18 protein-coding genes and 1 other annotated feature are annotated in these 18,060 nt (G+C 47.2%); of the genes, 6 read left to right on the plus strand and 12 right to left on the minus strand.

Features of this window, described 5'->3' with window-relative positions; translation table 11 throughout:
• Positions 1–26 precede the first annotated feature (26 nt).
• Positions 27–1,187, minus strand: coding sequence for an MFS transporter (locus tag ACFVU8_RS06430; RefSeq protein WP_387426367.1), 1,161 nt, complete (start codon positions 1,185–1,187; stop codon positions 27–29).
• A 90-nt stretch (positions 1,188–1,277) separates the two neighbouring features.
• Positions 1,278–1,868 carry a TetR/AcrR family transcriptional regulator gene (locus tag ACFVU8_RS06435; RefSeq protein ID WP_175372670.1) on the minus strand — a complete coding sequence of 197 codons (591 nt, stop codon included), beginning with the start codon at positions 1,866–1,868 and terminating at the stop codon, positions 1,278–1,280.
• A gap of 145 nt (positions 1,869–2,013) precedes the next feature.
• On the opposite strand from ACFVU8_RS06435, the gene ACFVU8_RS06440 reads away from it, so the two are divergent.
• On the plus strand, positions 2,014–2,670 hold the full coding sequence (locus tag ACFVU8_RS06440) for an NADPH-dependent F420 reductase (protein ID WP_387426368.1): 657 nt from the start codon (positions 2,014–2,016) through the stop codon (positions 2,668–2,670).
• A 52-nt stretch (positions 2,671–2,722) separates the two neighbouring features.
• Positions 2,723–3,038: a binding site (T-box leader), on the plus strand.
• Positions 3,039–3,142: 104 nt separating this feature from the next.
• A complete protein-coding gene (gene trpS, locus ACFVU8_RS06445; RefSeq protein WP_387426370.1) occupies positions 3,143–4,141 on the plus strand; it encodes a tryptophan--tRNA ligase in 999 nt (332 codons plus the stop codon).
• 157 nt (positions 4,142–4,298) lie between these two features.
• On the opposite strand, the gene ACFVU8_RS06450 is transcribed toward trpS, so the two are convergent.
• Complete coding sequence (locus tag ACFVU8_RS06450) at positions 4,299–5,093, minus strand: SDR family oxidoreductase (RefSeq protein WP_387426372.1); 795 nt, start codon at positions 5,091–5,093, stop codon at positions 4,299–4,301.
• A 152-nt stretch (positions 5,094–5,245) separates the two neighbouring features.
• On the opposite strand from ACFVU8_RS06450, the gene ACFVU8_RS06455 reads away from it, so the two are divergent.
• The 3 genes from ACFVU8_RS06455 to ACFVU8_RS06465 all read left to right on the plus strand — a co-directional run bounded on the left by ACFVU8_RS06455 (position 5,246) and on the right by ACFVU8_RS06465 (position 7,266).
• Positions 5,246–6,139: a LysR family transcriptional regulator gene (locus ACFVU8_RS06455; protein ID WP_387426373.1), complete on the plus strand. Its 894-nt coding sequence runs from the start codon at positions 5,246–5,248 to the stop codon at positions 6,137–6,139.
• Between the two features lie 102 nt (positions 6,140–6,241).
• The gene (locus ACFVU8_RS06460; protein WP_387426374.1) at positions 6,242–6,883 is read left to right on the plus strand and encodes a PadR family transcriptional regulator; all 642 of its coding nucleotides are present in this window, start codon (positions 6,242–6,244) and stop codon (positions 6,881–6,883) included.
• A gap of 5 nt (positions 6,884–6,888) precedes the next feature.
• Complete coding sequence (locus ACFVU8_RS06465; protein ID WP_387426375.1) at positions 6,889–7,266, plus strand: hypothetical protein; 378 nt, start codon at positions 6,889–6,891, stop codon at positions 7,264–7,266.
• Positions 7,267–7,445: 179 nt separating this feature from the next.
• Here the strand turns inward: ACFVU8_RS06465 and ACFVU8_RS06470 are convergent, their stop codons facing one another.
• The 9 genes from ACFVU8_RS06470 to ACFVU8_RS06510 all read right to left on the minus strand — a co-directional run bounded on the left by ACFVU8_RS06470 (position 7,446) and on the right by ACFVU8_RS06510 (position 16,234).
• A complete protein-coding gene (locus ACFVU8_RS06470; RefSeq protein WP_387426377.1) occupies positions 7,446–8,018 on the minus strand; it encodes a TetR/AcrR family transcriptional regulator in 573 nt (190 codons plus the stop codon).
• A gap of 139 nt (positions 8,019–8,157) precedes the next feature.
• Complete coding sequence (locus ACFVU8_RS06475) at positions 8,158–8,652, minus strand: DMT family transporter (RefSeq protein WP_387426378.1); 495 nt, start codon at positions 8,650–8,652, stop codon at positions 8,158–8,160.
• A 30-nt stretch (positions 8,653–8,682) separates the two neighbouring features.
• Complete coding sequence (locus ACFVU8_RS06480; RefSeq protein WP_066369363.1) at positions 8,683–9,108, minus strand: DMT family transporter; 426 nt, start codon at positions 9,106–9,108, stop codon at positions 8,683–8,685.
• Positions 9,109–9,396: 288 nt separating this feature from the next.
• Positions 9,397–9,798 (minus strand): NUDIX hydrolase, encoded by a 402-nt coding sequence (locus tag ACFVU8_RS06485; protein ID WP_387426379.1) that lies wholly within the window; start codon positions 9,796–9,798, stop codon positions 9,397–9,399.
• A gap of 130 nt (positions 9,799–9,928) precedes the next feature.
• Positions 9,929–10,756 (minus strand): carbohydrate ABC transporter permease, encoded by an 828-nt coding sequence (locus tag ACFVU8_RS06490; RefSeq protein ID WP_175372660.1) that lies wholly within the window; start codon positions 10,754–10,756, stop codon positions 9,929–9,931.
• A 19-nt stretch (positions 10,757–10,775) separates the two neighbouring features.
• Positions 10,776–11,654, minus strand: coding sequence for a carbohydrate ABC transporter permease (locus ACFVU8_RS06495; protein ID WP_066372789.1), 879 nt, complete (start codon positions 11,652–11,654; stop codon positions 10,776–10,778).
• A 111-nt stretch (positions 11,655–11,765) separates the two neighbouring features.
• Positions 11,766–13,091: an ABC transporter substrate-binding protein gene (locus tag ACFVU8_RS06500; protein ID WP_387426380.1), complete on the minus strand. Its 1,326-nt coding sequence runs from the start codon at positions 13,089–13,091 to the stop codon at positions 11,766–11,768.
• A gap of 250 nt (positions 13,092–13,341) precedes the next feature.
• Positions 13,342–14,433: a response regulator transcription factor gene (locus ACFVU8_RS06505; protein ID WP_387426381.1), complete on the minus strand. Its 1,092-nt coding sequence runs from the start codon at positions 14,431–14,433 to the stop codon at positions 13,342–13,344.
• The gene (locus ACFVU8_RS06510) at positions 14,405–16,234 is read right to left on the minus strand and encodes a sensor histidine kinase (RefSeq protein WP_387426382.1); all 1,830 of its coding nucleotides are present in this window, start codon (positions 16,232–16,234) and stop codon (positions 14,405–14,407) included. Before ACFVU8_RS06510 ends, ACFVU8_RS06505 begins: the two co-directional genes overlap by 29 nt.
• A gap of 134 nt (positions 16,235–16,368) precedes the next feature.
• Between ACFVU8_RS06510 and ACFVU8_RS06515 the strand changes: the two genes are divergently transcribed.
• Entirely contained in the window at positions 16,369–17,286 is a 918-nt protein-coding gene (locus ACFVU8_RS06515; RefSeq protein WP_387426384.1) for a LysR family transcriptional regulator, read from the plus strand.
• Positions 17,287–18,060 lie beyond the last annotated feature (774 nt).

The following is an 18,060-nucleotide window of genomic DNA, read 5'->3' on the forward strand; positions in this document are numbered from 1 at the left end:
TGTGGCTTAGCATAGCCTGTGAATGATCACTTTATTTCCACCACTTTACTACGGGAGAACCCGAGCAAAAATGGCAGTAAGGAGATTACACCCGCCAGAGCGAGGATAAGCCCTATCCAGAGCGGAGCTACCAATCCATAACCGGCGCTAATGGCCAGGCCACCAACCGACGAGCCTACCACTACACCAAAGGTAACGATCGCGGTATGAATGGTGTTTACCATAAGACCACTTCCTCCCGCTCGAATAACCCTGGTCACCATAGGCGGGTTCATGGGAACCCCGGCAAGTCCAATGACGATAACAGCCGCTATCACCACAGCCGGTTCATGTGCACCAATGGCAAATGCAAGGAGCGCTACCGACAAGAGTATCAGACCTATGGTCAGCAGTGGCATCATATATCGATCGGCCAGTCTGCCCGTAATTAAATTCCCTACCACAGTCGCAGCTCCATAAACGACAAAGAGCAGTGGAACCGAGGCTGCAGAAAAGCCTGTCAAATCGGTGAAAATAGGCGCAAAATAACTGAACGCTGCAAATGTCGCCCCAATAATGAGAAAGCTGGTCAGATAAGCTGCCCAGAGACCACGGTTACGAAAGGATTTCAGCTCATGCCGCAAACTTGTAGGTTCGGGCGTAGACAATACCGGAATCAACCGCAAGGCGGTCATTCCTGATAGCAAGACAAGAACCGCGACTGCCCAGAAGCTGAATCGCCATCCATAAGCTTCCGCAGCCCATGTTGCCGCAGGAGTACCGAGAACCGTAGCGATCATAAGACCACCGAAGATAATTGACACCGCACGTCCGCGGGTATTCTCATCCACGAGCGAAGCAGAGATCGAGATCGATACACCGAAGGCTGCCGATGAGGCTATACCGGTAATGATGCGTGAGACCATCATCAGCTCATAGTTCCCCGCCACAGCACCAAGCAGTTGTCCGACGAAGAAGACTGCTATTAGGGTAATAAATGCTTTTTTCCTTGGTGTATTTAGCAAAGCTGCGGTCAGCAACGGTCCACCCACAACCATCCCTGCCGAAAAGGCGGTAATAAGATACCCTACTGCTGATACGGTTACTCCGAATTCTGCGGCAAGTGTATTCATCATTCCGGCTACCATAAATTCTGAGGTGGTCATACAAAAAATAGCCAAGCTAAGTACATAGATTGCAAATGGCATTTCAATCTCCTCTTTTCATAATTTATTGTAAATCTAAGTATTGTAATGATCGGTACAATTCTAGCGCAAAAAAAAGTGCCGGATACCCGGCTAGTAAATGGCTGCCAATGTGCCTTCCACAATGGTGTTGGCCAAATCACGATTCTGTGCGGAACTGTTAAGTACACGAAGTCCGTAATAGCTGCTGAGAAACATACCTGCTAGTTCTTTGGCTGCTCTCCCTGAAGTGATTTCACCAGTCTCAATCCCCTGCTCCATCAGTCCAGAAAGCATCTCCTCTAAAAACCCGATATGCCGCGTTGCCACCTGCTCCACCATCGGATCAACCCCTGCCCGTTCCATGGCTGCGTTAATCAAGAGACAGCCCCGGCGCCCTGTTTCAGAGAAATCCTCCTGAACGGCCCATTCCAGTAGTCCCCGCAGCTTTTCTTTCAATGGCAACGGACGCTGCAAAAGCTCGCTCTGCTCCTGAATGCCCTGCTCATGATACCGCTGAAGGGCTTGTTCGTATAACTCATGCTTACTGCCAAATGCATTATACAAGCTGCCTTTTCCAAGGCCGGTCTGTTTGCACAAATCCTCAGTAGAGCAGCCTTCATATCCGTTTATCCAAAAGGCTTCCATGGCTGCGTCGATCACCGCCGTATCTTTAAATTCTCGTGGGCGCCCACCTCTGGTCATGACAATAGTCCTCCTTTCCAAACAATAATAAATCACAGTATAGATAATTTGTAACGTTCAGTCAAGAAGTTGTTTACAGTGCTATACTTCTCTGTTACAGTGAAGATGTTATACCATATTAAATCGGGAAAGGAAGTCGGAATATATGAAAATTGCCATTATTGGAGCCGGACATATCGGTGGAAATCTTGCCCGTCGTCTTACCAAGCTTGGACATGAAGTCTCAATTGCCAATTCCCGCGGACCTCACACCTTGACAGAGCTCGCAGCAGAGACTGGCGCCACGCCTCAAGAAGTTACAGAAGTCGCCCGAGGAGCAGAGTTAGTCATTGTCACGATTCCGCAAAAGAATATTCCTGATCTTCCCGAGGGGATCTTAGATCACACTGCACCAGACGCTGTCATTATTGACACCGGGAATTATTATCCCCGTCAACGTGACGGTTTGATTGCGGAGATCGAGGCTGGCTTGCCGGAAAGCCGGTGGGTCGAGCAGTACTTGAAACGCCCCGTCAATAAAGTATTCAATGGGATTACCGCTGCTAATCTGCTTGAACGCGGAGTACCCGCTGGTTCACCTAACCGCATTGCCCTGCCGGTAGCCGGGGATGATCCCGCTGCCAAGGCAATTGTACTTCAGCTTGTCGAGGAGCTGGGTTTTGACGCTATAGATGCCGGCGGACTGGACGAGTCCTGGCGTCAGCAGCCGGGTACACCGAGCTACCGGGAGCATGGAGCAGATAGTCTCCGCCAAGCCCTGGCAGACGCCAGTCCTGAACGAATTGAAGATTTTAAAGCCTGAGGCTTTGATTTCTAACATAAAGTCGATTATAATAACAGAAATGTGAGACGGATGAACGACGTTGAAGAAGAGTAAGTACGCATCAGATGTTGAGGTCCAGAGAGTCGGTGGCCGCTGTGAACCGATCCTCACCTGATGCCGAATGGGCTTCTGAGTCGCTACGCTGAACCTTAAAGTAGGCGCTGCCGGGAGTCTCTCCCCGTTACCAAGAGAGGAGTATCGCAAGACCGCCTATTCATGGCGTCTTCCTGTACTTTTAGTGAACCGCTTGTATAGAAAGTGAATTTAAGAATCTAACGGAGCCAAATTCTTAAGTTCAGCTTATATAGCGGTTAAAAAGGTGGTACCACGATAACCTCGTCCTTTGCGGACGGGGTTTTTTTGTATTTTTTAAAGGGGGTGATGTCCATGGACGATGGTTGGTGGTTCCGTAATTTCAGTCGCACAAGCCTATTATTGAGGAGGATTATTCATGAAAGAACGTATATTAACCGGAGACCGGATTACAGGAAAGCTCCATCTTGGACATTACGTCGGAAGTCTGAAGAACCGGGTAGAATTGCAGCATCAATATGACACCTTTTTACTGCTTGCAGATGTGCAGGCCCTCACGACCCACTTCGAACAGCCGGAGCTGATTCAGCGCAATCTGCGTCAGGTGGCTATGGATTATTTGGCGGCGGGAATTGATCCTGAGAAGGCTACTATTCTGGTGCAGTCCTTGATCCCGGAGATTGCCGAATTAACAGCTTATTTCTCCATGTTCGTAACGGTGAACGCTTTGCGCCATAACCCCACAATCAAGGCAGAAGCAGCAGAACGCGGCTTTCAGGATATGTATTACGGCTTCCTTGGGTATCCAGTGAGTCAGACCGCAGATATTACCTTTTGCAAAGCGTCATTGGTGCCGGTGGGTGAAGACCAGCTTCCCCATATCGAGCAGTCCCGCAAAATCGTCCGCCGCTTCAATCAGTTATATAAACCCGTATTAATCGAACCTAGAGCCCTTGTAGGCGAGATCCCTCGTCTCATCGGTCTGGATGGAAACAGCAAAATGAGCAAAAGTCTTGGAAATGCCATCTATTTGGACTCCACACCGGAGGAAATCAGTCTGCAGATTCAAAAAGCGACTACGGATCCTGCCCGTATCCGCAAATCCGACCCCGGTCATCCTGATATCTGTCCAATCTATGCATATCATCAGGCCTTCCGCCCGCAAGGAGCACAGGAAATCCATGAAGACTGTACTAAAGGGCAGATCGGCTGCTCGGAGTGTAAAAGAAAGATTTTCGCTACCATTAATGAGCTGCTGGAGCCTATGCGGGAACGACGTGTAACCTATCAGAATCATCCCAAGCGTGTGGATGAAATTCTGATATCAGGTACGGAAACAGCGCGCCTGGCTGCCAAAGAAACGATGCTCGAGGTGCGCGAGGCGATGGGTATGAACTATTTCGCGGTAGATGCATAGATTAAACGCTATGAAAAAGGCGGGGCATTTGCCCCGCCTTTTCTTGCTGTATTCGCACAATCTGACGGTGCTTCTCTTCCTAAGATTCTGTGCCGTTGACCGAGAGGATTCCTTCTCCATCACACTTCATGAATGGTTATGCCCACCCGGATAAATATTAGACCGTCGGAATCGTTCCGCCGTCAATAACAAATTCGCTGCCCGTGATTGACGCTGCCCGATCCGATACCAGGAAAGCAACCAGTTCACCCACCTCTGCCGGGGTACCCGGACGTCCAAGCGGTATGCCACCAAGGGATTGCAACAATTCTTCCAGTGCGCTTTCTCTGCTGCCTGTCTGAATAGCAAGACGGTCTATCATAGCATCAGCAGCCTCCGTCTGGATAAAACCAGGAGCTACCGTATTTACACGAATGCCTCGGGGCGAAAACTCCTTGGACAACCCTTTACTGTAGTTCGTAAGCGCAGCTTTGGCAGCAGCATACGCTAAGGTCGACTCGTGCAACGGCAGAACTCTCTGGATTGACGAGATGTGAACGATGGCTCCGGCCTTCTTCTCTACCATCAGCGGCAGCAGGCCCCGATCCAGGCGAACAGCAGCCAGCAGATTCCAGCTCAGCTCATGCAACCAATCTTCATCGGTCAAGGCGAGCGCGCCCCCGGCGGGAGTTGTCGATCCACCTACACAGTGCACCACAATATCAATGCTGCCAAAACGGCTTTTCACCGCTTGAATGACCTTCTCCACCCCTTCAGGAGTAGCCAAGTCAGCTTGGACGAACAAGCTAGCGTCACCCAACTCGTCGGGGACAGAGCGGGCGCTGGTCATCACCGTGGCTCCGGCTTGAGCCAGTCTGCTGGCGATCGCTTTACCCATTCCCTTTGTCCCACCGGTAACCAGCGCCGTTTTTCCTGCAAACTCGTTTAACGGATTTTTCAAAAATATATTCATGATTCATCCTCCTGCTATTTATTTATGCCGACTAGGCAAATGCACTTGTTCATCAAGTTCACTGTAATCTTATCCTCCGACTTGTTATATTGTCTAATTCATAGTTATAATCAAATTCATTAATATATTTCATATAAAAGAAGGTGCCGAAGTTGGAGCTTACCCAACTAGAATATTTCCTGACTGCTGCCCGTCTGCAACATATGACCATGGCTGCCAAGGCTTTGAACATCACCCAGCCTGCATTAAGCCATTCGATCACCAAGCTGGAGAGCGAGTTAGGTATTCCGCTCTTCGAGCGTAATGGACGCAATATACAACTGAATCGTTACGGGAAAATGTTCGTGAAATGGGTGGAACAAGCTTTGCAGGACATCAAGAACGGGATGCAGGAAATCGAGGAATGGATTCATCCCGACCAAGGTATCATCTCCATGTCTTATTTGAACATCTTAGGTGTAGACCGAGTTCCTTCTCTTATCAGGGACTACCGCGTTGACCATCCAGAAGTGAGATTTGAACTAAAGCAAGGCAACAATGGTGATATTGATGAGCATCTGGAGACCGGTCACTCTGATCTGATGATCACTTCCAGGGAAACCATCATGGACAATCACGAATGGATCATCATCGAGAAAACGCCCCTATATATCGTTGTCTCCTCCACTCACCCCTTTGCCGGACGTGAATCACTGAGCCTGCTGGAGCTGTCCGGGGAACCCTTTGTCGGACTCAAGAACAACTGTGGCCTGAAGGCTACCCTAACCTCTCGTTTTCAAAATACAGGCTTTATGCTGACCTCCACATATGACGCTGAGGATTTGGCTACGGTTGCCGGCTTTATCAAAGCCGGACTCGGGGTGTCTGTTCTTCCTCAGACGCTGGGCCTCATGCTCGATGGCTTGGCCTGGATTCCCATCCAGGAGGAGGGCTGGTACTGGGAGATCGGGCTGAAGTGGCGCAAAGACCGTTACCTCTCGCCAGCTACCAAACGCTTTATTGCGTACGTGGAACAAACCTCACCGGTGGCCGAGTCAGAGGAATAATACAACGTGGTTCAGGGAATTAAAAAGAGGTGAGTTGACAAGGATGCTACACCATGAGAATATATCTCTGGGAGAGATATATGAAAGAGGTGAAGTTCCTTTATGAATAGTCATACGGCTAATAGCGACGATGAAAACTTGCTCTCAGCAAGCTCTGATCATCCGGAGCCATTAGAATTGACGCCAACTGCATGGACGATACTGGGATTCTTATCTCTTCAGCCACGAAGTGGATACGAGATTCGCGAGGCTGCCAAAAGATCCGTAGGCTTCTTCTGGGGAATCAGTGACGGTCAGCTTTACCCCCAACTGAAGGTGCTTGAGGGCTTAGAACTGATTGAAGCCTTTAATGGCATCGAAGGCCCGAGATCACGCCAGCGTTGGAAGCTTACCACTTGTGGCCGCTGCGCACTGCGGACATGGTTGTCCACTCCCTCCGCTCCTATTCAGATCAGGGATGAGAATCTCGTCAAATTTCTGTTTGCCAGTCAGGAAGAACCTGAATTACTGCTCAACCTGATAAAAGAGCGACGCAATCATTTTGAATGGTTCTTAAGAAGCACTCAAGGCATTCAGCCAGGTGCCGCTTGGGACATCCCTGGCAGCGCCGCCTCCCTCACCGGTCCCTTATTGTTGCAGCAGTATGGAAAAGAGTTTTCAGAAACCGTTCTGCAATGGTGCGACCGTGCTGAAACGGCGCTGAGCCCAACCAATCGCCCACATTCACCTATTGAAGAGGAGTGATCCATATGTCAAGCAATCTTCGGACAAGCAGTCAGAAGCCGCAGGCGGTGATGCTGACGCAAATTCTTTTATATCTCGCAGCGGTTGTTAACCTTTTCAACGGTTTCTATTCCATTGGCAGTAATAATTCTCTGAAAATGACATTGGCGGCGATCATGATCCTCTTTGGCTTGGTCGCCATTTGGGTCGCAAGCCGCTTGGGACAACCCATTCCCTCCCGGCGTAACCATGCTATCGTACTCGCCAGCATTCTTATTCTTCTCCGGATCGTGGAGTACTTTGTCTGGCATAACTTCGGATTCTTGGTTGGCATCATCCTGCCGGTCCTTGTCGTTTGGAGACTCGGCAAGACAGAGGCTAAGGAATGGTATGGTGCAAATTAATGGCTGGCGTCCCCCCCATAACCAAAAAGAACCCTGTCGTTAACCGACAGGGTTCTTTTATTTGCAGACTCTTTTACCGCCTATATGCGTCTGGATGTCTTCCGTTGTATGCTAAATATTCTCTAGCTTCCCCCAGTTAAATACTTCTTCGGTCATACATATAGTAGCGGCTTCTCCATCTAGGAGCGAACCGCATCCCAACTCATACGAATAATCTGCTGGAAATTCTCTTCGCTGCCCTCCAGTTGCCCCTTGAATGCCGATTTGGCGAAATGCGTGACTGGCAGGTAACAGTAGGACAAGAGCAGCATAGTGTTCAGCGCTTTAAGCTCTCCCTTCTGCTTCCCTTTGTCGAATAGTTCATATAGCCCAACAAACATCGATGACGTATCATCCAGGCATAGCCGTTCAACATAGGGAGAGTGCTGATACTGTTCCAGCAACAGGAAGTAATCCTTGTTGTTCATGATAAAATCCAGAGAATTTCGCATAAGCTGCTCGCACAATTTTTGGGAAGACAGGGATTCATCCAGTCCCTTGCTCATCTGCTGACTCATTTTTTCCTTAACCTTAACGTAAAGCTTGGCTAACATATCCTCCTTATTTTCAAAATACACATAGATGGTTGCCGAGGAAACGTTCGCTACCTTGGCAATTTTGGACATGGAAATATCCGAAAATCCAATTTCATTCAATAGTTTAATCGTTGCTTCAAAGATGGCTTCACTCTTTTTTTCGTCTTTATGTCTCATGACCTCACCTTAAATGATCGTTCGGTTAAAGTCAATGGATACAATTTGCACGAAGTACTGTAAGAGTTCCCCCGCAACGTGTGCGCCTCCCGGCGCGCCGGTGCGGGGTCTAAGGTGGTGCTCAAACCTCTTGTCTGCGTTACTCCTGTGTACCCGTTCTGCCAAGGACAGGTGCTTGTGCTGCTTCTGTCCCTTTCGCTTTACCTCCAAATTTAAACACAATAATTCCGCCGACAATGACCAGTACTCCAAGAAACTGATTAAAGTTAAACGGAACCTTTTCTAGTCCAAGCCACCCCATAGAATCCCATAGCAGGGCAAAAGCGAGTTGTGAAGTCATCACGATGGAGATCGCGTAGGTAGGTCCCAGCAGCTTCACTCCCTGAACGAGACAGATCACAACGCCAACGCCGATCATTCCGCTGATCCAATACCATGGCTGCATATTTTGCAGCGCAAAGGTGCTTTTTCCTTCAACAATCAGGCTGATGGTCAGTGAAGCGATGAAGCCCATACCGAGCACCAATGTAGTCGTTGACCATGAACCGGTATGTTCATTAACTTTACTGTTAAAAATATTTTGCAGGCCGACAAGTGAACCGGCGATAAGCGCCAGTAGTATTCCCGCTAGCATATGTGTTTCCCCCATTTGTGTATTACAATTTTAAAATTTCATGATTACGACACCAGCGATCATCATCCCGATGCCAATAAAATGCGGTACCCGCAGCTTCAGTTTTTTGACCCCAAACCATCCACGAACATCAGTTAAGAATGTCAGGCATAACTGGGCAATTAGCAGCGCAGAGATCGTATAGGTCACACCCATCATCCGAATCGCTGTAACCTCGGTGAAAATAATAACAGCACCAAAGGAGCCTCCCAGCAAATATAAAGGCTTCACTTTCTTAAAACCCTGCCGCTTGCCGTCCCGGACGAACAACAGGATCAGCAATGCCATCAAAAATCCGGTCAGCTGAGTGATTGTCGCAGCCTGCCAGGTGCCAATATCCTGACTAATTCTCGCGTTAGCGACACCTTGCAGCGTAATGCAGGCCCCACCCAAAAATGCAAAAATAATTCCTCTCATCTCATGTCTCTCTCCTTCATCTAACTCTCCTACTAATTAAAAGACATTACGGCCCATTCAGGGAAGGACATCTGTCCTTTATTCGTAAATTCCGCTTTCAGCAAGTAGAAACAGCTTTTCCGTCTTCTAAGGGACGGTATCCGTTTCAGCGAGAAATATAAGGATGATTTATAAAGTGAAACATATAAATTCTTATATTTGAACAAAAAAAGCCCGCTTCACGCCTATTATAGGCTGTAAACGGACTTTTACTCAGAATTTCGTTTGGAATTTCATTCAGGACTTCATTTAGAATAGCTGCTTCAACTCATGCAGCTTGTCGAAAATCAATTGGCTGACGGCGGAGACGCGATCCCGATCGCTGTAGGTTAACCATGCCAGTTCCTCAATTTCCGAGGCGGCGGTTAACTCCCCTTCAAATTCCGCAGTATAGCAGGTCATTCGCACAGTCACACCTTCTGCTTTGCCATGTGCCCCTGCTTCAAAGGTCCCTAATAACGAGATCGTCTCTGGCTTAATCTGAACGGACAATTCCTCCTCTATCTCACGAACAAGCGTTTCTTCATCGGTCTCGCCGGGCTCACGTTTCCCTCCAGGCAGATAGTAGGTATCTTTTCCGGTGGAGCGGGCAGCCAGCACACGACCTTCAACCATATGAACCAAAGCTATTTTATCAATCAATGTAGTCATTTCAGTCTCCTGCGTTTGTTTTTCTGAACATTATAGCATGAGGGCGCTTCGTTTCAAAAAAACAATAAAAAAACTCTCTGTCTCGAAAGACAGAAAGTTTTTAGCCTTACTAAGTTTCAGCTTGTTTCGCCTATCCCTTAACCGCAGAGCCGACCGTCATTGCTCGTTCCACCTGCTCACTGAAGAACAGATACACGATGATCATCGGCAGCGAAGCCATCGTCATTACGGCACCCATTCCGCCCCAGTCCGTGCTGTATTGTCCTTGGAAGAACAAGAGACCGAGCGGCAGAGTTTTCATCGCTTCATTAGAGATCAGGATATATGCAAGGGTGAATTCGTTCCAGTTCGTAAGGAATTGGAAAATTGCAACCGTTGCAATAGCCGGCATAACCATCGGCATGATCACTTGCATAAACATCCGGTAGATATTCGCACCATCCATACAAGCCGCTTCTTCAATCTCCGTTGGAATTCCACGCATGAATCCGTAGAATATCATGGTTGAGAACGGAAGCCCTAAGGCTATATAAGGAACAATCAGTGCTCCATACGTATTAGATAAATGGAAGTCCCGAACCAGAATCGCGAGCGGAATCATAATTACCTGAAGCGGGATAAACATCCCGACCAGCATATAGATCCGAACAGCATTTCTGAACTTCCAGGTCAGCCGGGCTACAGCAAAGGCGAACATCAACGCAAAGAGCAGAATGAAGACTGTAGCAATGGATGAAACTACAATACTGTTAATAAAGTATTTTGGAATATTGAATTGTGACCATGCAGTCACATAGTTCTCAAAGCGGAAGTGTGTCGGTAAGCCAAACGGATTGGTCGAGAAAATTTCGTCGTTATTTTTCAATGAATATGAAATCATCCAGACTAGCGGATATACCGAAACGATAAAATAGATCCACAGCGGAACCTGGTAAAGTACGCCTAACGCCTTTTTCATGTCACGTTCCCCTTTCTGCCTAGACCGCCTCGTTACGATCAAATACTTTGTTGATAACCACCGTTGCAATGAGCGAAATGATTACCAGAACTACCGCTACGGCGCAAGCATAACCATAGTTGCTTTCGAGGAAAGCGTAACGGTATACCATGAAGGTCATCGTATAATTGCTCGTTCCCGGTCCACCGTTGGTCATGATCAGCATTTGCGTAAAGGCGCTAATTCCGCCGGTGATAGCGATCGTAAAGCAGAACTTGTACGTTTCTTTCATTAGCGGTAGTGTCACTTTCCAGTGGGCCTTCCATTTGCTGCAGCCGTCGATCGTCGCGGCCTCCATATACTGTTCAGGAATAGACTTGACGCCTGCATACAGAAGTGCGAATTGATAACCCATGAACTGCCATGCATTGACGAATGCAATTGCGATAATCGATTTGGTCGGTGAAGTTAACCAATGCTGCTGATAAGGAATACCCAGCATTTGCAGCAGACGATTGATAAGCCCGTTAGTCGGATCATAGATCGCGATCCAGAGCTGGCAGACAACCGTCACGGACAATACGACCGGAATAAAGTAAGCCGTCTTGAGCAGCTTGCGTCCCTTAACCGTAACGTCTGCACAGACTAAAGCCAGAATTGTACCCAAGCCGATTTGAAATACAACAAGCACTAAAGCAAAAATCCCACCGTTTTTCAGCGATGTCTTCAGGAGCGGGTCCGTGAATAAATCGCGGAAATTCCCCAGCCCGTTGAAGGTTGCATCACTGAGACCGTCCCAGTTGTAAAAACTGCGGTAAACGGTTTGCAGCACCGGATAAATGATAATTATGGTGTAGATTAGCATGGCGGGCAGAAGGAAGAATAGAATCGCTTTTTTATTGCCCAAATACTGTCTCATAACCCTCCACAGCTCCTTTCCAAAATAAATATTCTCTGGTTTAGAACCCCGGAAGCCCCAAGCCGAAGCTTGAAGTCCAGGGTTCTTAAACGTTTCTCTGTAGCTCTCTCTTTATTTGGCCAAAGCGCGATTCATATTTTTAACAAAATCATCTACACTAAATCCATCAACCAGCAGGTTTTGCGTATTATCATCAATCGCTGTGCTGATGCTCAACTTGCTGACCGCTACAGCGTAGCCCTTAGCGTTAGGCAGTACATCCGTAGTCAGGCGCTTCATCATTGCCGGAATATCTGTTGCCGTAACAGGCTTATCGATCTTCGGTGCAACGATTGGGTTACCTAGTACCGTAAATTTGTACTCAGCCGATTTTTTGGCGATGAAAGCCGCTACTTTAACAGCCACATCAATATTTTTGCTCTTGGAGGATACAGCATATCCTTGTGGTCCACCGGAGCCGTTCATTTGGAATTTCATGTTCTCATAGGTTTGCTCGTCTTTGGCCGGCCAGTACATGAAGTCTACATTGTCGCCCATCTTTTCTTGCGCACTGTAAATTTCCCATTGGCCGTTAATCATCATAGCGGATTTCCCGGTATAGAACATCGAAGAGGCCTGGTCATAATTCGTATTGGTTGCATTGACATCAAGCAATCCGACTTGTTGCAGCTTTTTCACTTGCTCAGCGGCAGTGACTGCACTTTGCGGAGTTTCCTTCGGATCACCTTTTTCAAATACGCCTGTTCCGATGCCATCCTCACGTGTCAAGAAGGCATTGTAGAACGCTGTAGTGATCCATTTTTCTTTGGCAAAGATGGAGAGTGGTACATAACCCTTAGCCTTTAATTTCTGAGCTGCTTCTGCGAGTTCGTCAATCGTTTTGATTGGGACCGAAATGCCAGCTTCTTGGAAAATCTTCTTGTTGTAATACAGAAGCTCGAACTCTACACCTGTATCCGGGAAGGCATAGACGTGACCATCTGGAGCAACCATCCGGGATTCGACGCCTGGATTAAGATTTGCCTTGTATTCTTTGGTCGTATCATAATCGTCGAGTACCTGTACGTTTTGGGATTTGGAGAAGGTTTGTAGTGTGTTCCAATCTGTATAATAGATATCAGGCAGATTTCCTGTCGCCGCATAAGTTTTCAGCTTCTGGAATCCGTCTTGAACTGCCGGATCAAGCTCAATCTCCACATTTGGCATTTCCTTCTTCAGTTCTTCAACTGCGTAATCAAACGGCTTGGCGGTATCATCATCAAAATGTTGTGCGTACACTTTCAGTTTGACTTTCTCATTCGCTCCGGCTTCACTTCCTCCTGAAGTGCCTGTGTTAGTCGGTTTGTTTGAAGAAGATCCGCCACCACAGGCGGTCAGGGACGCAACCAGTGTCAATGCAAGTACTCCAGCCCACGTTTTATTCCATGTGCTCTTCATCTTTATTTCCCCCTGTAGCTTAATTTAGTTAGCGCTTTCTTGTTTGCGCTTTCATTATAAAATGATCTGTGCCTTTTGCAGAATGAGCAAAACGGGCCGGATAAGTAAAAAACGGGACAACAAGTAGAATCAGCAATGCCGACTCTAAGGGAAGGTATCCGTTTCAGCGAGAAATATAAGGATAATTTATAGCGTAGAACATATAAATTCCTATATTCATGCAAAAGAGCCGGGCAGACCCGGCTCCCTTTTACCTCAGTTGTTCAAACTCTGTAGGCGTCATGCCAAATTTCTTTTTGAAGCTTTTGCTGAAATAATTCGGATCACTGTATCCAACTTCGTATGCAATCGTCGATAGCTTCATATTCCCCTTATGGATCAGTTCCTTAGCCTTCTTCATTCGGATATGGGTGATGTGATCCAGCACCGAATAACCGGATTCCTTGCGGAATACGCGCCGCAAATAGCTGGGGTCCACGAATAAGATGGCAGCAACAGCCTCAACGGATAACTCTTCTTCGGTGTAATGTTGTTCAATATATGCTTTTGCATCACTGTAAAGCTTATAAGACTTGGTTTGTCTTGTGCTCTCCGTCAAGCCAATCAGCCGTTCGAAAAAGCTCAGCAACCAAACCTCTATCTCATCCCAGGTCACACACCCGCGGAGATTCTTGTCAGGAGACGACCCAGTCAGATTCTCCAGCAGATGCTCTGAGGCTACTCCCCGCTCTCCGGCAAAGGACAGTCCGATCGAGACCAGCCCCATAAGCATCGTGTAGACGTATTCGCTGTTCAAATCATGGGAGCGAAGCGATTGAATGGCGCGCTTTACCTCACTTAATGTGTCCTGGTCACTAAGTCGCAACGAGATCAGGATACTCTCCTGAATCGCGGCTGCAGGGTATTGCTTGTTATTGACATCAGCACTCTGCAGAGCAGCCTGTGCTTCTTCGGGCGATTCTTGGAGCTTCGGCAGCTTCGGCTGAATCCGTTCCAGCATGGCCGCAAGTTCCTCCCGATTAAATGGTTTTAACAAATAATCATGAACGCCCAGACGAACCGCTTGCTGGACATACTCAAATTCATTGTGGCCTGTCACGAAGACAATCGTCATCTCCGAGAAACGTATCTTCAGTTGCTCTGCAAGCTCAAAGCCGTTCATGAACGGCATATTGATATCAATCAAGGCCAGATGAGGGCGATGAATCTCTGCTTCCTCCAGCGCTTCTTTGCCATTGCGGGCTTCGCAGCATACCATGTAGCCATAGTCTTCCCAATCCATTTTCATCCGTAAATAATCTCGAAACAAGGGTTCATCGTCCACGATCATAATCCGGTACATCCGCTTTCCCTCCTGTTTTTCCGCCTGGAACAGTAATATCCACCCTTGTTCCTTTTCCCTCTTCACTGAATATGGTTAAACCGTATTTTGCTCCAAAATACAATTTTATTCGCTCCTGAACACTATAAACCCCGATGGATTTAACCACCTTGTCCTCCTCTTGGAAGCAACAAGCCTCTTTCAGCTGCTCCTCACTCATTCCCACTCCGTCGTCCTCCACGCGGAGGATGATCTTCTCCTTCTCTTTCACTGCGGAGATTACAATGAGTCCACGCTCCCCTTTGGTCTTCAGGCCATGATAGATAGCGTTCTCCACCAACGGCTGGAGCGATAACTTCGGAATCGGCGTGTTCCGCAGTTCTTGCGGGATACGAATCTCATACTGGAACACATCGGGGTATCTCATCTGCATGATGGACAAATAGTCGGTAGTCATCTTGATTTCCTGATCCAGAATAATGAGCTCACGGCCCTTGCTAAGCACCACCCGATAAAAATCTGCCAAGGCCTTGGTTGTATCCCGTGCCTCCTGATTACGATCCATATCATTCAGAATATAAATCGTATCCAGCGTATTGTACAAAAAGTGCGGCTTCACCTGAGAAGTAATCAATGCCAGCTCATATTCTCGCTTCCGCTTCTGTTCCTTCTCCTTATTCTGCAGCAGCTCCTGAATCTGCTTGATCATGGAATTAAACACACGGGAAATCAAACCGATTTCGTCATTGGTGTGAACTGGTGCTTCTACATACAGGTTACCGTCCATGACCCGGCGCATTCTTTTCGTCAAATCCTGCAGTGGATTCAGGACCACCTTGGAGAGAAAATGGGCCCCCAGCAAAGACAACAGAAGACAGGTGAAGCCGATCAGAATTGTGAGCTTTGTGTTTTTTCCAACATCCTTTGTCAGAACATCCAGGTCCGCTACATTAAGCAGCTTCCACTGCATCCCCGGATAATCTGTAACCGTAATTAGTCTCTTGCCATCTGTATTTCGGGTAGCCGTCTCTGTTTGATCTGATGTTGATTTGAGCAGCGCAAGCTCTGTTGGATTCGTAATTGGGGTCAGTACTTGCTCCTTGTCCGGGCTGGCCACGATGATCCGGCGCTCGTCCACGAGAAAATAGTTCTTTTGATTAATATTGTTCCCGCTTACAAGAGAAGCTGACAGGGTAGGCTCTTTAATAATTAGGAATAACGTGCCATAGCGTTCCCCAGTGTTGATGTTAATAACTACCTTTCCTAGTGTTAGAACAGGTACATCAGGATTTGGTGTCATGTAATTCCTTTTCTGCATAGGAAACCAGTAAGCTGAGCCATAGTTGCCCTGTTTCAGCAGTTCCTCAGGAACGCCACTGCGAATGGCTTCGCTTTCATCATTTCGTGCTGGATAGGACGTATAAATTTTACCGTTACTGTCAATGAAAACGGCTGCATCTGTTTCCGCGAACAATGACAGATCAATCGCCAAGCGGCTCTGCATCGTCAACCGGAATTGATTCTCCTCTACAGCTGTTCGTTCAATGGGAAAGTTATCGTATAACCGGTTCACATCCGTGACCAGCATATTGGAGCAAATCTCCATATTTTTCGTAATGGAATCCAGCTTATTGATAATCAGACTCGATTGATCAATTACATCATTAACGCTACGATTGATGAGAGAACGGCTAAAAATCTCACTGGATACCACTCCCAAAATGCTAAGCGACACGACAATTAAAGGTATAAAGACAGTCAGCAGCTTGCTCTTGAACGTCATTCCACTGAACCATTTCCAAATTATCCGCTTAATCTTCATCTCTTCCTCTCCCTTGCTGACATTCCGCATTGCTTATTATAACGGATCGTGTCTATAAAGTATTAAATCATTTGCCTGTCAAGAGGGCTTCTGCTATAGTAGGCAGCGATAATGTAACAGGGAGAGACGGACACATGGAACTACGGCAACTCGAATATTTTAAAGCCATCTGCGATGAGCTACATTTTACGCGTGCGGCAGACAAGCTGGGTGTTACCCAGCCTACACTTAGTCATCAGATCAAGGCGCTGGAGGACGAGCTTGGCATACCGCTTTTTGACCGGATTGGTAAGAAAATTGCCATCACAGCAGCTGGATCTATACTTTATAATCATGCGTGCACCATCTTCAATGTAATGCATAGCGCCAAGGAACAATTGGAAGAATTACAGGATGGCGAACGCGGCACCATTACGATCGGCTCCCTTCCAGGCGAACTGAATCATCTCGTATCACTGCTACTGGTGGAGTTCAATCGCCAATTTCCAAAGATCAAGATCAGAATCGTAGCCGCTGAAAATGTCGTAGACCCCATCCTGCAAAATGAGATGGATATCGCTGTAACCATTCTTCCCATCGAAGACGACCGGTTAGAACATATTCCGCTTTATGAGGAACAATTTTATTTGACCGTGCCAGCCGGACATCCTTTAGCCGACTCGCCTTCTATTGAGTTTGCTGAGGTACAGAAGCTGCCGATCATCATGTTCCCTAAGGAGCACCGGTGCCGCCAGTTAATAGACGCCTCTTGTAGTACCTCCGGCTTCTCGCTGGAGCCATTCATCGAGACGAACACAATAGACTCTATTTTCAGCCTCATCAAATCGGGAGCAGGCGTTAGTGTCTTATCCAAATCGCTGATCCATCTGTACAATGACGGTAGTATTCGCGCCATCCCTATCATTCATCCCGTGTTAAGCCGGCAGGTAGCGATTATTCATAATCGCGGGAAGTTCCTGAGCCAACCGGTAAAGGCGTATCTCTCGATGCTGCAGGAATTTGTTCTAGAAAAGGGTATTGGGGATTCGGCCTTACAATCTGCAGGCAAGTAACTTTACTTGCGCCCGGTACGCGGTCTTCGCGGCCGGGCATTTTTGTGTTGGGGCACCAACGTTAAGATCATAAGTAACAATAGCTTGATGTAATAGAATGTAGTAACAAACAACGCCGATTGAAGAGTAACATTGCTTTAACCGCGCCCAAAGTGTACATAGCAGCATTTTTGTACCTTAATTCAGCTGCAACTAAAGATATAAGTTAAATAAGTGCATTTTTGTATGTTAAATTCCTCGAAATACGCTCTATGGGCTTATTCCTCCTAAAATAAGGTACAAAAATGCTCTTATTTTCCATTTTTCTCTTCTGAAGGGGAAATTAAGATACAAAATTGCACTTAATTGGGAATATAGAGCTATTTTCATTATTGAAAAGTATGCGCCATAGGATGAATACGGCCGAAAGCCCCAGGCTTCACTGGAGTGAAGCCGAGTCTTAGGTTTGAAGTCTGGGTTTGGGTTTGGGTTTGGGTTTGGGTTTGGGTTTGGGTTTGGGTTTGGGTTTGGGTTTGGGTTTGGGTTTGGGTTTGGGTTTGGGTTTGGGTTTGCACTTTAGGTTTGTGCTTTAGGTTTGGACTTTAAAGTTTGTGCTTTAGATTTGTGCTTTAGATTTGTGCTTAGGTTTGTGCTTAGGTTTGTGCTTTAGGTTTGGACTTTAAAGTTTGTGCTTTAGATTTGTGCTTTAGATTTGTGCTTTAGATTTGTGCTTAGGTTTGTGCTTAGGTTTGTGCTTTAGGTTTGGACTTTAAAGTTTGTGCTTTAGATTTGTGC

This window comes from Paenibacillus sp. NPDC058177 (assembly GCF_042883835.1).
In the GTDB taxonomy this organism is placed as follows: domain Bacteria; phylum Bacillota; class Bacilli; order Paenibacillales; family Paenibacillaceae; genus Paenibacillus_AQ; species Paenibacillus_AQ agri.